Origin of the sequence: Noviherbaspirillum denitrificans (assembly GCF_002211445.1) — a bacterium.
Lineage (GTDB): Bacteria > Pseudomonadota > Gammaproteobacteria > Burkholderiales > Burkholderiaceae_D > Noviherbaspirillum > Noviherbaspirillum denitrificans.
Genome location: NZ_LSTO01000001.1, coordinates 2,862,519 through 2,876,205, shown reverse-complemented (window position 1 = coordinate 2,876,205; position 13,687 = coordinate 2,862,519). Strand labels below are relative to the sequence as shown.

Annotated in this window: 12 protein-coding genes; 10 read left to right on the top strand and 2 right to left on the bottom strand. The window is 60.4% G+C overall.

The genetic code is table 11. From position 1 onward, the window contains the following. Window positions 1-69: 69 nt before the first annotated feature. Window positions 70-846: a class II aldolase/adducin family protein gene (locus AYR66_RS13995; RefSeq protein WP_088707985.1), complete on the bottom strand. Its 777-nt coding sequence runs from the start codon at window positions 844-846 to the stop codon at window positions 70-72. A 116-nt stretch (window positions 847-962) separates the two neighbouring features. Between AYR66_RS13995 and AYR66_RS13990 the strand changes: the two genes are divergently transcribed. From AYR66_RS13990 to AYR66_RS13950, 9 genes are all read left to right on the top strand, one after another. Beyond that, window positions 963-1,730 (top strand): Crp/Fnr family transcriptional regulator, encoded by a 768-nt coding sequence (locus AYR66_RS13990; RefSeq protein ID WP_088707984.1) that lies wholly within the window; start codon window positions 963-965, stop codon window positions 1,728-1,730. Next, complete coding sequence (locus AYR66_RS13985) at window positions 1,727-3,238, top strand: protein adenylyltransferase SelO (RefSeq protein WP_088707983.1); 1,512 nt, start codon at window positions 1,727-1,729, stop codon at window positions 3,236-3,238. The genes AYR66_RS13990 and AYR66_RS13985 overlap by 4 nt, the downstream gene beginning before the upstream one ends. Next, on the top strand, window positions 3,235-3,630 hold the full coding sequence (msrB, locus tag AYR66_RS13980) for a peptide-methionine (R)-S-oxide reductase MsrB (RefSeq protein ID WP_088707982.1): 396 nt from the start codon (window positions 3,235-3,237) through the stop codon (window positions 3,628-3,630). Before AYR66_RS13985 ends, msrB begins: the two co-directional genes overlap by 4 nt. Window positions 3,631-3,647: 17 nt before the next feature. Continuing rightward, complete coding sequence (locus AYR66_RS13975) at window positions 3,648-4,265, top strand: septation protein A (protein ID WP_088707981.1); 618 nt, start codon at window positions 3,648-3,650, stop codon at window positions 4,263-4,265. After that, a complete protein-coding gene (locus AYR66_RS13970; RefSeq protein WP_088707980.1) occupies window positions 4,262-4,537 on the top strand; it encodes a BolA family protein in 276 nt (91 codons plus the stop codon). Before AYR66_RS13975 ends, AYR66_RS13970 begins: the two co-directional genes overlap by 4 nt. A gap of 48 nt (window positions 4,538-4,585) precedes the next feature. Then, window positions 4,586-5,362, top strand: coding sequence for a peptidylprolyl isomerase (locus tag AYR66_RS13965; protein ID WP_088707979.1), 777 nt, complete (start codon window positions 4,586-4,588; stop codon window positions 5,360-5,362). A gap of 130 nt (window positions 5,363-5,492) precedes the next feature. Further along, window positions 5,493-5,615: a hypothetical protein gene (locus tag AYR66_RS30410; RefSeq protein ID WP_272938342.1), complete on the top strand. Its 123-nt coding sequence runs from the start codon at window positions 5,493-5,495 to the stop codon at window positions 5,613-5,615. Between the two features lie 930 nt (window positions 5,616-6,545). After that, entirely contained in the window at window positions 6,546-8,267 is a 1,722-nt protein-coding gene (ltrA, locus tag AYR66_RS13955) for a group II intron reverse transcriptase/maturase (protein WP_088707977.1), read from the top strand. 176 nt (window positions 8,268-8,443) lie between these two features. Further along, the gene (locus tag AYR66_RS13950) at window positions 8,444-9,076 is read left to right on the top strand and encodes a glutathione S-transferase family protein (RefSeq protein ID WP_088707976.1); all 633 of its coding nucleotides are present in this window, start codon (window positions 8,444-8,446) and stop codon (window positions 9,074-9,076) included. A gap of 34 nt (window positions 9,077-9,110) precedes the next feature. Here the strand turns inward: AYR66_RS13950 and purL are convergent, their stop codons facing one another. After that, window positions 9,111-13,130 carry a phosphoribosylformylglycinamidine synthase gene (purL, locus tag AYR66_RS13945; RefSeq protein ID WP_088707975.1) on the bottom strand — a complete coding sequence of 1,340 codons (4,020 nt, stop codon included), beginning with the start codon at window positions 13,128-13,130 and terminating at the stop codon, window positions 9,111-9,113. Between the two features lie 193 nt (window positions 13,131-13,323). Between purL and AYR66_RS28400 the strand changes: the two genes are divergently transcribed. Then, window positions 13,324-13,687, top strand: a 364-nt coding sequence (locus AYR66_RS28400; RefSeq protein ID WP_272938341.1) for an amidase family protein, incomplete at its 3' end; no start/stop codon positions are given.

The window sequence follows — 13,687 nt, the reverse complement described above, 5'->3', positions numbered from 1 at the left end:
CCGTGCGTGAAATGGAAACCGCCGGCAAGCATCGGCTGCCGGCGGAAATGGATTGCGTCGGTTGTGGTTTCAGGTCCGGTAGGATGGGTCGAGGCGGTCGAGCCGGCGCAGCAGTGCTGGCCACGCAAGCATGCCGCCCTGCGACTTGGTTACTGTCTTCGCCTGCTGCTGTGCACCGTTGATGATCGCGTCCGGAATCCGGACCAGCTCACCGCCGCCGGCCTGCGCGCGCACCTGGATCATGCATGCCGCTTCGAAGACATACATGTTGACAAAGGCATCGGCAATCGTCTTGCCGAGCGTAAGCAGTCCATGGTTGCGCAGCATGAGGTAGGTCTTGTCGCCAAGATCGGCCACCAGCCTCGGTTTTTCATCGGCGTTGAGCGCGACACCCTCATAGTTGTGGTAGCCGAGGCTCGACAGCACGAAGATCGACTGCTGCGAAATGGGCAGCACTCCCTCCTTCTGTGCCGACACGGCGACGCCGTTCACGCTGTGCGTATGCAGCACGCAGAGCGCGTCGTGACGGACCGCGTGGATCGCCGAATGGATAGTGAAACCGGCAGGGTTGACCGGAAACGGGGAGTCCTCGACCTTGTTGCCATCGAGGTCAATCTTTACTAGCGAAGACGCCGTGATTTCATCGAACATCATCCCGTAGGGATTGATCAGGAAGCGGTCTTCCTCGCCGGGAACACGCGCAGTGATGTGCGTGAAGATCAGGTCGCTCCACCCGAAATTCGCGACCAGGCGGTAACAGGCGGCAAGATCGACGCGGGTCTGCCATTCCTCCGGGGAAACCCTGTCCTTGAGTGATGGGATCGCCAGCTTTTCAGGGGCGTTCATATGATGTCTCCTCTTCTCTGTCAAAATAGTCATGCCTGCGTGATGCAGGTCTGGTCTTGTCAATCCAGTATCGGCTTATCGCACCGCACAAGACTGTCAACTTCTTAACATTCGATATGGTTATCCGCCTCGTGCATGAGATAGACAAGTGCGCCCTGCTGCGCATGTCGTGGCTTTCCGGCTTCCCGGAAGACGTCATTGCCGACGCCGCAGCAAGCGGCAATCTGCGCACGGTGGACGACGGTACGCTGCTCCATGCGCGCGGCGCGGAAGCGGACGGTTTTTACACGATTGCGGCCGGCTCCGTCCGTTTCGCCCGTACCACCGAAGACGGCCACGCGACGACAATCGGCGTGCTGGACGCGCCCAGCTGGTTTGGAGAGATATCCCTATTCGACGGATTGCCGCGCTCTCACGACGGCTACGCGCTTGGGACAACAACCGTGCTGTTCCACACCAGATCCGAATTCAAGCGCCTGCTCGATACCTATCCCGCGATCTACGAACGCTTTGCCAAAATGCTATGCCTTCGCCTGCGCGCAACTTTCGACCTGGTCGAGGAAGCCGCAGTGGCGCCGCTTCAGCAGCGCCTTGCGCGCCGGCTGCTCGAGCTGGCCCATATGCATCCCTCACTCCTCGATTCCCCGGGAACGACGCGCGTGCGCGAAGTGCCGCTGACGCAGGAAGAGCTCGGCCACCTGCTCGGCAAATCGCGACAGAGTATTTCCAAGCTCCTGCAGACATGGGAACAAAGCGGCTTGATACAGACCAAATACGGCCGCATATCCATCAGGCAGCCCGACGGACTGCGCAAGATCGCCTTTCCCGAACTGGCATCCGCGCGCACCCGCCGCCCTGCACGACGCCCCAAGGAAGCAACATGAATGCACCGGAGTCCGGCCTGCTCCGTTTTACGACGGAAACATTGCCATTTGAAAATTCCTTTGCCGGCCTGCCGGCGAGTTTCTACACACGCCTGCGGCCGACACCGATCCGCGCGCCCTATCTGGTCGGCGCAAGCGCTCGGGCCGCCGGGCTGATCAGCCTCGATCCATCCGAATTCACACGCGAAAGCTTCGTGGAAGCCTTTGCCGGCAACACCATCCTGCCCGGATCGGTTCCGCTCTCAGCGGTCTACTCCGGGCACCAGTTCGGCGTCTGGGCCGGGCAGCTCGGCGACGGCCGCGCGATCCTGCTCGGCGATGTTCCGGGCAAACCTGCCGCCGACGATCCGGCCGGTCGTATAGAACTGCAATTGAAAGGCTCCGGCCTCACGCCTTACTCCCGCATGGGTGACGGCCGCGCCGTGCTGCGCTCCTCGATCCGCGAATTCCTTTGCTCGGAAGCGATGGCCGCGCTCGGCATCCCGACCTCGCGCGCGCTGTGCGTCGTCGGCACCGACATGCTGGTGATGCGCGAAACGCCCGAAACCGGCGCGGTCGCGACTCGTATGGCGCCGACCTTCGTCCGCTTCGGCTCCTTCGAGCACTGGTACTACAACGACCGCAAGGACGAACTCAAGCAGCTCGCAGACTACGTGATAGACAATTTCTATCCCGCGCTACGCGATGCGTCGAATCCCTACCAGGCGCTGCTGGCCGAAGTCACGCGCCGCACGGCCGCGGTGATCGCGCAATGGCAGTCGGTCGGCTTCATGCACGGAGTCATGAACACGGACAACATGTCCATCCTCGGCATTACCATCGACTACGGCCCGTTCGGATTCATGGAAGCCTTCGACGCGCACCACATCTGCAACCATAGCGACCACCAGGGGCGCTATGCGTACGACATGCAGCCGCGTATCGGTCAATGGAACTGCTTCGCGCTAGCCCAGGCACTGCTGCCGCTGATCGGCGAAGTCGATGACGCCCAGGCGGCGCTTGAAGCCTACAAGCCTGCCTACGAGGACAAGCTCGACGAGCTGCTGCATGCCAAGCTCGGCTTGAAGAGCAGGCTGCCGGAAGACAGCGCGCTCACCGAGGCCATGTTCACGCTGATGCAGGCGAACCACGTGGATTTCACGCTGTTCTTCCGCCGTCTCGGCGACCTCAGGATCGAGGATCTAGCCTCGGATGAACCGCTACGCGACCTCTTCATTGACCGCCCCGCCTTCGACGCCTGGGCTATGCAGTACCGCAACCGCCTGAAACAGGAAAACAGCAGGGACGTAGAACGGCGCATGTCCATGTACGCGGTCAACCCCAAGTACGTGCTGCGCAACTACCTTGCCCAAATCGCGATTGAAAAAGCGCAAAATAAAGATTTCTCCGAGGTTGCAAAGCTGCTCGCCATTCTCGAGCGTCCTTTCGACGAACAACCGGAAAATGAACGATACGCCGACCTCCCGCCCGACTGGGCCGGTCAACTGGAAGTGAGCTGCTCATCATGAGAGACAAGATAGTGAAGACCGACGCCGAATGGCGCGACCAACTCGACCCGATCGAATACCAGGTCACCCGCCACGCGGCCACCGAACGCGCCTTTACCGGCCGCTACTGGGACCACCACGAACACGGCATCTACACCTGTGTGTGCTGCGGCACGCCGCTGTTCGAATCGGACGCCAAGTTCGACTCCGGTTGCGGCTGGCCCAGCTACTTCAAGCCGCTCGATCCGGCAAACGTTTCCGAGCGGGTGGACCGCAGTCATGGCATGATACGCACCGAAATCCTGTGCAATGTTTGCGACGCGCATCTCGGCCATGTGTTTCCCGACGGGCCGCCGCCGACCGGACTGCGCTATTGCATCAATTCCGCCTCCCTGCGGTTTGACCCCAAGTAACCGAAAGCCAGCCTTCGATGAAGTTCCTGTTCGATCTTTTCCCAGTCATCCTGTTCTTCGCCATGTTCAAGTGGGGCGAAGGCCATCCCGACGCGGCGCAAGCCCTCGCCCAGCAATTCCTGTCCGGCGTGACCTCCGGCGCCGCCACTCCGACGCAAGCGCCTATCATGCTCGCCACGGCGATTGCGATCCTCGCCACCTTCGGGCAAATCGGCTACCTGCTCCTGCGCCGCAAGAAGGTCGACGGCATGCTGTGGGTATCGCTGGCGATCATCACCGTGTTCGGCGGCGCGACGATCTACTTCAACAATGAAACATTCATCAAGTGGAAGCCCACCGTGCTCTACTGGTGCTTCGGCGCGGCGCTCCTGATTGCGCAGACCCTGTTCAACAAGAACCTGGTCCGGATCATGATGGAAAAACAGATCTCGCTCCCGGATCCCGTATGGCAACGGCTCAGCCTGTCCTGGGCTGCCTTCTTTGCGGCGATGGGGGTCATCAACCTCTATGTCGCCTACAGCTTCCCCACTTCCGTCTGGGTGAACTTCAAGCTGTTCGGCTTCACCGGCCTGATGATTGCCTTCGTCGTCGCGCAAAGTGTTTTCCTGTCCAAACATGTGAAAGACCCGCGATGAGCGAACGTATCGAAAAAATCCGCAGCCTGCTGACCGCAACTTTTGCACCGGTCGAATGTCAACTTGTCGACGACTCGCACCTGCATGCCGGCCATGCAGGCGCCGCCTCGGGCGCAGGACACTTCAGCCTCCGCATTGTTTCCGACCGATTTGATGGGTTAAACCGCGTGGCGCGGCATCGGCTGGTGTATGATTGCCTCCGTGACATGATGACCAGCGATATACACGCCCTCAACATCATCGCATTGGCGCCGTCGGAAGTAGCGAACTAGCGCGCCGCATTAACAATTTTCCATCCCTCGTAACCAGGAACGAAAACAATGACACTGAAACCCGCTCGCCTGCTGATGCTGCTCGTCACCGCAGTTGCACTGCCCGCTTTCGCACAGAACCTCGCAGTGGTCAACGGCAAGCCAGTTCCCTCCTCGCGCGCCGATGCCATGATCAAGCAGCTGTCCGCTCAGGGCCAGCCCGACTCGCCGCAGCTGCGCGCGATGGTCAAGGAAGAGCTGATCAACCGTGAAATCCTGATCCAGGAAGCCGACAAGCTGGGCCTGTCCAATTCCGCCGACGTCAAGAACCAGGTCGAAATCGCCCGCCAGTCGATCGCCATCCGCGCACTGGTCCAGGACTACCTGAAGAAGAACCCGGTCAAGGACAGCGAGATCCAGGCCGAATACGACAAGTTCAAGTCCCAGGCAGGCGACAAGGAATACCATGCCCGCCACATCCTGGTCGACAAGGAAGAAGACGCCAAGGCAATCATCACCAAGCTGAAGGGCGGCGCCAAGTTCGAAGACCTGGCCAAGCAATCCAAGGATCCGGGTTCCGCAGGCAACGGCGGCGACCTCGACTGGGCATCCCCGGCCTCCTTCGTGAAGCCGTTCTCCGACGCCATGGTTGCCCTGCAAAAGGGCCAGGTCACCGAAGCACCGGTCAAGACCCAGTACGGCTATCACGTGATCAAGCTGGAAGATGTGCGCGCAGCCAAGCTGCCGTCGCTGGAAGAAGTGAAGCCGCAGATCGCCGAATCCCTGCAGCAGAAGAAGCTGCAGGCTTACCAGGAAGACCTGCGCAAGAAGGCAAAGATCCAGTAAGTGCGACGAGAGTCGCGCTTGCGTCCCGTAAGCTATTGATTTTACAGTGTATTTTCGTAAATCGTAGCTTACGGTAACAGCGCCGTCAAGGCGTATTTTTTTGCCCAAAATGTTGTCAAGGAGATAAGTAATGAGCGACTACGCTATAGCACTTATCAGCATCGGGGTCTTCATACTCGGTGTCATCATCAGCGGGGTCATACAGTATTTTATGAACCCCGATCCGGATGCCGACGACGACACAACGGGCTAATACAAATTGACGTCCGCTAAGGTGGGAGAGCAAATCCTCTGGCTCGAGTAAATGCGGACTCTGTCTGCAAAAACTCGGTCTAGATGCCAATGCTCCCACCCATTACGCGGCCAGTTCGGCGCGTGATGAAATCCCCGGTCTGTGCACTTTGTGCGAAGCAGTTCGGGGGAGTCTTTACTGGCTCACACAGCAGTAATGGCGACGCAGCGCTAGAAGCTGCGTTGATGATTGTCTCAGCGTCTGACCATGTAATAGAAGACGTAGCGAGACCTGTTGTTCGACCAACAGTAGCCTAGGGATAGTGCGACGCTGGTAACGGCATCGTGCGGAGCTTCCTGACAATGTATCCCCCGCAAGGGTGCGTATTCCTCGCGAGAGGATGCGTGGATTCTGCCAGTCACAAGGTGGATGAGGAGCTAGGCTGGGTGGTAGGGCGAACGTAAGTGAACTGCTGATAAACGCCGTGATCTTTGAGAAGCAAAAGTGACTGACATGCTTCAACCAAACTGGTGCATGGCCGGATACTCCCTTTTATTGTGGGAGTACGTCGACGTCTTGGCCATCGGCGAACAGGCAGCGCCTAACCCACTCGTGTCATCGACGTGGAACTCGGTAAGCCCGACTCTCCGCCCCTTCGGGGGCAGGTGCGCCGCAAGGCAAACTGTTGGGGAAGCGGGTAGAGGAAGATGGAAAAAGCGAATGGCGGGCTGTAATGGCTCGTATAGGGGTTTGAACGTTACCCTCTCCGAAAGGAGGCCCACTTCCATCCGGTCTTTCATGGCGAAAGATCTGAGTAACCCTCTAAATGAAAAACGCGGACACTGCAATGTCCGCGTTTTGAACTACGACCTGTGGGGGAACGGAATTCCGTTCCCTCACGGGACCGGGTTTCGTTCGCCTCATTGGTTAAAACCACATGAGGAGAATAGCATGACTAGTATTGCGCCCTCAACGGTGCAATCTGCATTCTCCGACAAACCGGATCACTGGCTCCAGATCGACTGGAAGCGGGTGAATCGGAATGTCAGAGGGATGCAGGTTCGTATCGCCAAGGCAACGAAGGAAGGGGACTGGCGCAGGGTGAAGGCCCTGCAACGGTATCTGACCCGCTCGCTCAGCGGCAAAGCATTAGCCGTGCGACGAGTGACTGAGAATCAGGGCAAACGCACTCCGGGCATCGACGGGGTGGTTTGGTCTACGCCCACTGCGAAGTGTAATGCGATTGGGGCTTTAGAGAGTCGGGGGTACCGCCCCCTGCCCTTGCGCCGTGTGCACATTCCGAAAAAGAATGGCAAGCTGCGCCCCCTCGGAATTCCGACGATGAAGGACCGGGCCATGCAAGCGTTGTATCTGCTGGCCCTGCTCCCCGTCTCGGAAACCATCGCCGATCGCAACTCCTATGGTTTCCGACCAGAGCGCTGTACCGCGGATGCGATCGAACAGTGCCACAAGGTGCTGGCTCGATCGTTCTCTGCGCAATGGGTGCTCGAAGCCGACATCAAGGGTTGCTTCGACAATATCGACCATCAATGGTTGATCGACCATGTCCCCATGGACAAGGTCGTGTTACGCAAATGGCTGAAGGCCGGGGTTGTTGAAACCGGCCGGCTACTTCCAACGGAGGCTGGTACGCCCCAAGGCGGCATCATCTCTCCGACGCTGGCCAATCTGGCTTTAGATGGATTGGTCGGTGCAATGGAAGCAGTATTCGGGGCCCCTGGGTCTCGATTGGCGGCGCGGACGCAAGTCAACGTCATCAGGTACGCGGACGACTTCGTGATTACGGGATGCTCGAAAGAGCTACTGGAGAACGAAGTCAAACCCCTCGTTGTGCAGTTTCTCGCACAACGAGGTCTGGTGCTCGCACCAGAGAAAACCCGCGTTAATCACATTGACGATGGCTTCGATTTTCTCGGATGGAACGTACGCAAGTACAACGGCAAGCTGTTGATCAAGCCGTCCAAAGGGAACGTGAAAGCGTTCCTGGATAAAGTCCGGGGAGTCATCCGCGTCTACAAGACAGCCACGCAGGAAAACCTGATCCGGCAGTTGAATCCAATCATTCGTGGTTGGGCCAACTACCACCGGTCCCAGGTGGCAAGCGCAGTGTTTTCACGGGCTGACCATTTGATATGGCAAAGCCTGTGGCGCTGGGCAAAGCGGCGGCATCCGAACAAGGGCGCACGATGGGTGAAGAAGAAATACTTTCACCGGATCGGCAATCGCGATTGGACGTTCGCAGCAACCCTGCCAACCGATGTGCCACAAGCACAAAGGAAGGCACAGTATCGTGCACTGGTCCGCGCCAGTGAAACGAAGATCCGGCGTCATGTGAAGATCCGTTCGGATGCAAATCCGTTCGATCCCGCAGACGAGTTTTACTTTGAGGAACGCAAGTCGGCGACGATGCTGGACTCTGTCTCGCATCGGCACGAACTTGTGTCGCTCCTTAAACAGCAATGGGGACGCTGTGCACTTTGCGGTGAATCCATCACCCGGGAAACCGGGTGGCATGACCATCACCTCGTGTACCGTGTGCATGGCGGCGGTGATCAGCTGTTCAACCGGGTCCTGCTCCATCCTGTCTGTCACCAACAGGTGCATCACCTGAAGCTCTCAGTAACGAAGCCGGCTCCGCAAGGGGTTCAGTAAAGGCTTGAGCTGTATGCGGGGAAACTCGCACGTACAGTTCTTAGGGGAGCCCGATCCAGTAATGGATCGGGCTTACCCAACAACCGAATGCATCAACAAAAAGGCGCTCAATCGAGCGCCTTTTTTTATATCCTGTCATCCTGCATGTCCTGTTCCCACCCGCATGGAGGAAGATAATGAGCGAACTCCTGTTCTACACCAACCCACAGTCGCGCGGGCGCATCGTCCACTGGATGCTGGAAGAGACCGGCGCCGATTACCAGACCATCTGGATGGATTTCGGACCGAAGATGAAGGACACCGCCTACCTCGCCGTCAACCCGATGGGCAAGGTCCCTGCCCTGAAGCATGGCGAAGTCGTAGTGACGGAAGCGCCGGCCATCTGCGCCTACCTCGCCGACCTGTCCCCGGAAAAGAATCTCGCGCCGCCCGTTGGCAATCCAGCGCGCGGCATCTATTACCGCTGGCTCTTCTTCGCCGCCGGCCCGCTGGAGGCCGCCGCCACGGCAAAGTCGATGGGATGGCAGGTGCCGCCGGGGAAAAGCGGCTTCATCGGATTCGGCTGTTACGAGGACACAATCAACGCCGTCGAAAAGGCGTTGTCAAACGGCCCATACCTCTGCGGCGAGCAGTTCACCGCAGCCGACGTCTATGTCGGATCCGCCTTGGGATGGGGCATGATGTCCGGGTCCATCGAGAAGCGGCGTGCATTCGAGGCTTATGTCGGGCGGCTCTATGCCCGCCCGGCGCCGCAGCGGGCCAATGCGATCAACGAGGAATACCTGAAACAGTCCAGGCAGCAGGCCTGATAAAAAAGGCGCTCCAAACGGAGCGCCTTTTTTGTTAGCCCACCCACTTCCGCGCGTTGCGGAACATACGCATCCACGGCGAATACTCGCCCCAGCCATCCGGATGCCAGGAGTGCTGCACCGTGCGGAATACGCGCTCGGCGTGCGGCATCATCACGGTGAAGCGGCCGTCCGGCGTGGTCACCGAGGTGATGCCCTGCGGCGAGCCGTTCGGGTTGTACGGATAGGCTTCGGTGGCCTGACCCTTGTTGTCAATCCAGCGCATGGCGACGAGCGCCTCGCCGATATTGCCGGTCTGCGAGAAGTCCGCAAAACCTTCGCCGTGCGCCACTGCGATCGGCGTCTGGGTCCCCTCCATGCCGGAGAAGAAGATCGACGGCGAATCCGCCACTTCGACCATCGCGAAACGGCCTTCGAACTGCTCCGACTTGTTGCGCGTGAACTTCGGCCATGCGTGCGCGCCGGGGATGATGGACTTCAGGTTGCTCATCATCTGGCAGCCATTGCAGATGCCCAGGGCGAAGGTGTCGCCACGGTTGAAGAAGCCGGCAAACTGTTCGGCCAGCTTCGCATTGAACAGGATGGTCTTGGCCCAGCCTTCGCCGGCGCCAAGTACGTCGCCATACGAGAAGCCGCCGACGGCGATGAAACCCTTGAAATCATCCAGCTTCGCGCGGCCAGCAATCAGGTCGCTCATGTGCACGTCCACGGCACTGAAACCGGACTTGTGCATCACGTAAGCCGTTTCGACGTGGGAATTCACACCCTGCTCGCGGAGGATCGCAACCTTCGGCTTCGCACCGGTGGCGATGAACGGCGCAGCAACATCTTCCTGGGGATCGAAGGTGACCTTCGGCGTCATACCCGGGTCGGCCGAGTCGAGGATACGGTCGTATTCGGCATCGGCGCAGGCCGGATTGTCGCGCAGGCGGGCGATGCGCCAGCTCGTCTCGCTCCACAGGCGTTGCAGTTCGATGCGCTGCTGGTTGAAGACCACCTTGGCATCACGGGTGAATTCGATCGCGTCCCGGTCGTTGAGCTTGCCGATGATGTGGCTGCAAGCGCCAAGGTTGAAAGCGCGCAGCACGTTCATGACATCCGACTTCTGGTCCGCGCGAACCTGGATCACCGCACCAAGTTCTTCGTTGAACAGCGCGCGCAGCGTCATGTCATTGCGGCGCTCGGCAACCTGCCCCGCCCAGTTCTTGGCCTCGCCCGAGTCGGAAGCATGCTCGCCTTCCATCGCCAGGATGTCGAGGTTGACGGACACGCCGGTGCGGCCGGCAAAGGACATTTCGCAGAGCGCGGCGAACAGGCCGCCGTCCGAACGGTCATGGTAGGCCAGCAGCTTGCCCTCGGCGTTGATCTGTTGGATCGCCGAGAAGAAGGCCTTGAGGTCTTCCGGGCTGTCCACGTCGGGCACGGTGCTGCCGATCTGCTGCATCACCTGCGTCAGCGCGGAAGCGCCCATGCGGTTCTTGCCGCGGCCGAGGTCGACCAGGATGAGCGCGGTCTCGCCGACATCCTTGCGCAGCTGAGGCGTCAAGACACGGCGCACATCCGGCACCGGAGCGAACCCGGACACGATCAGCGAAACCGGGGACACGACTTCCTTGCTGCCTTCCTCATCCTTCCAGGTCGTACGCATCGACAGCGAATCCTTGCCGACCGGAATGCTGATCCCCAGCGCCGGGCACAGCTCCATGCCAACCGCCTTCACCGTGTCGAACAGCGCAGCATCCTGGCCTGGCTGGCCGCAGGCAGCCATCCAGTTGGCGGACAGCTTGATGTCGGAAATATCGGCGATCGGCGCCGCGGCAATGTTGGTGATGGTTTCGCCCACCGCCATGCGGCCTGATGCCGCCGCATTCACGACCGCCAGCGGCGTGCGCTCGCCCATCGCCATCGCTTCGCCGTTGTAGCCTTCGAAGCTCATCGCTGTGACGGCGCAATCGGCTACCGGCACCTGCCACGGGCCGACCATCTGGTCGCGCACCGAAGTGGCGCCCACGGTGCGGTCGCCGATGGTGATCAGGAAGGACTTGTCGGCCACCGTAGGCAGGCGCAGGACGCGCTGCGCGGCGTCTTCCAGCGTGATGCCGGTAAGGTCGACCGGCGGGAAGTTGTTCTCAACATGCGCGACGTCGCGGTGCATCTTCGGCGGCTTGCCGAGGAGGACGTCCATCGGCATGTCGACCGGGTAGTTGTCGTGCTCGGGATCGATCACCTTTAGCTGGCGCTCTTCGGTCGCTACCCCGACGACAGCGAACGGTGAACGCTCGCGCTCGCACAGGTACTTGAACAGGGGCAGGCTTTCCGGCGCGATCGCGAGCACGTAACGCTCCTGCGACTCATTGCTCCAGATTTCCTTGGGCGCCAGGCCGCTCTCTTCCAGCGGCACCTTGCGCAAGTCAAACACCGCGCCGCGCTTGGCGTCGTTGGTCAGTTCGGGGAAGGCATTGGACAAGCCGCCCGCGCCCACGTCATGGATCGAGAGGATGGGATTGTCGTCGCCCATCGCCCAGCACGCGTTGATGACTTCCTGTGCACGGCGCTCCATTTCCGGGTTGCCGCGCTGGACAGAATCGAAATCGAGGTCGGCGGTGTTGGTACCGGTGGCCATCGACGATGCGGCGCCACCGCCCATGCCAATGCGCATGCCGGGGCCGCCGAGCTGGATCAGCAGGCTGCCGACCGGCAGCGCATGCTTGGTCGTGTGCTTCGCGGAGATGTTGCCCATACCGCCGGCGATCATGATCGGCTTGTGATAGCCGTAGACCTTGCCGTCGACCTTCTGTTCGTAGGTGCGGAAGTAGCCGCCGAGAGCGGGACGGCCGAATTCGTTGTTGAATGCGGCGCCGCCGATCGGGCCGTCGATCATGATCTGCAGCGGCGAGGCAATGCGGTCAGGCTTGCCGTAGATGCCGCACTGCCCCTTGTGCTCGCGCTCCCCGACCGGCTCGGTCGCATCGCGCGCGTTTTCCCATGGTTGCACGGCGTGGGTGAGCATCAGGTTGGACACCGTGAAGCCGGTCAGGCCCGCCTTCGGCTTGGCGCCGCGGCCGGTCGCGCCTTCATCGCGGATTTCGCCGCCGGCGCCGGTGGACGCGCCCGGGAACGGCGAAATCGCTGTCGGGTGGTTGTGCGTCTCGACCTTCATGAGGATGTGCGTGAGCTCTTCCTTTTCCTCGTAGACGTTGCCGTTCTTGGCGCCGTTCGGATAGAAACGCATCACCGATGCGCCTTCGATGATCGACGAGTTATCGCTGTAGGCGACGACCGTGCCCTTCGGATTGAGCTGGTGCGTGTTCTTGATCATCGCGAACAGCGACTTGTCCTGCTTGACGCCGTCGATGGTCCAGTCGGCATTGAAGATCTTGTGCCGGCAATGTTCGCTGTTGGCTTGTGCGAACATCATCAGTTCGACATCGGTCGGATTGCGCTTGGCCTGGGTAAAGGCGTTGAGCAGGTAGTCGATTTCATCTTCCGACAAGGCCAGGCCGAGGTCCGTGTTGGCCTTGGCCAGGGCGTCGCGGTCGCCAGCGAGGACATCCACGAATTCCAGCGGTTTGGCGTCGAGTTCGCGGAACAGGCCAGCCGCATCGTTCGCATTGCGCAGCACTGCCTCGGTCATCCGGTCATGCAGCAAGGCGGCGACTTCCAGGGCCATGGTCTCGGAAAGCTTCTTCGCGCCGCCCAGCAGGCCGGTCTTGAGCTGCACGTGGTAGGACACGCCACGCTCGACGCGCTTGATATGCGTCATGCCGCAATTGTGGACGATGTCCGTAGCCTTGCTCGCCCATGGGGAAATCGTGCCGAAGCGCGGGATGACCACGAATTCATCGCCGTCCGCGGAAGCCTTGAACGGTTCGCCGTAGGTCAACAGCGCATTCAGGCGGCCGGTATCGTCCTGGCTGAGATCGGCGCCGGCATCGACGAAATGCAGGAAGCGGCCGGTCACGCCGATGATGGCGGGCTCGACCGCTTGCAATTGTGACAAAAGACGCTGGGTACGGAAGGCAGACAGGGCATTGGAGCCCGGCAGAATCAACATGGCGGCTAGAGAAATGAGGCAGCGCGGCCGTGAGGGGCACGGCGTGGTTGCGGGTTAAAACGGAAACCGGGATTATACCGCGTCACCGCAGCTTGGCAGGCTGTCAATGCACCTGTCGGCGGGCACTGCATTTCATGCTCCGAGGCGTGCTGTGCTATTGTTTCCGGGCTGATCCACACTCCAGAATCCTCGCATGAATCCGCTGACCGCCAAATCCATCCCTGCCCTCGCCCGCTATTCCCGGTACTCGCTGGTGGAAGTCAGTCTCGAGGAGGCGGAAAAATTCCCGTCAGTCTTCACCCGGCTCTATCCTGAGGCGGCCCGCGCAGCCGGCGAGCACGCCGACCGGATGCGGGAAGCAGGCATCGAAATCTCGCCGCTGGCCGGTTTGCCCGTGTCGATCAAGGACCTGGTCGACATCGCCGGTGAAACGACGCTTGCAGGCTCGACCGTGTTGCGCGACGCGCCGCCGGCCAAAGCAGATGCGCCTGTCGTCAAGCGCCTGCGCATCGCCGGCGCGGCCATCGTCGGCAAGACCAACATGACTGAATTCGCCT

Bases quoted from the DNA above. Each gene is read 5' to 3' on its own strand.
- AYR66_RS13995 (WP_088707985.1), bottom strand. From the start codon at position 846: ATGAACGCCCCTGAAAAGCTGGCGATCCCATCACTCAAGGACAGGGTT.
- AYR66_RS13990 (WP_088707984.1), top strand. From the start codon at position 963: ATGGTTATCCGCCTCGTGCATGAGATAGACAAGTGCGCCCTGCTGCGC.
- AYR66_RS13985 (WP_088707983.1), top strand. From the start codon at position 1,727: ATGAATGCACCGGAGTCCGGCCTGCTCCGTTTTACGACGGAAACATTG.
- msrB (WP_088707982.1), top strand. From the start codon at position 3,235: ATGAGAGACAAGATAGTGAAGACCGACGCCGAATGGCGCGACCAACTC.
- AYR66_RS13975 (WP_088707981.1), top strand. From the start codon at position 3,648: ATGAAGTTCCTGTTCGATCTTTTCCCAGTCATCCTGTTCTTCGCCATG.
- AYR66_RS13970 (WP_088707980.1), top strand. From the start codon at position 4,262: ATGAGCGAACGTATCGAAAAAATCCGCAGCCTGCTGACCGCAACTTTT.
- AYR66_RS13965 (WP_088707979.1), top strand. From the start codon at position 4,586: ATGACACTGAAACCCGCTCGCCTGCTGATGCTGCTCGTCACCGCAGTT.
- AYR66_RS30410 (WP_272938342.1), top strand. From the start codon at position 5,493: ATGAGCGACTACGCTATAGCACTTATCAGCATCGGGGTCTTCATACTC.
- ltrA (WP_088707977.1), top strand. From the start codon at position 6,546: ATGACTAGTATTGCGCCCTCAACGGTGCAATCTGCATTCTCCGACAAA.
- AYR66_RS13950 (WP_088707976.1), top strand. From the start codon at position 8,444: ATGAGCGAACTCCTGTTCTACACCAACCCACAGTCGCGCGGGCGCATC.
- purL (WP_088707975.1), bottom strand. From the start codon at position 13,130: ATGTTGATTCTGCCGGGCTCCAATGCCCTGTCTGCCTTCCGTACCCAG.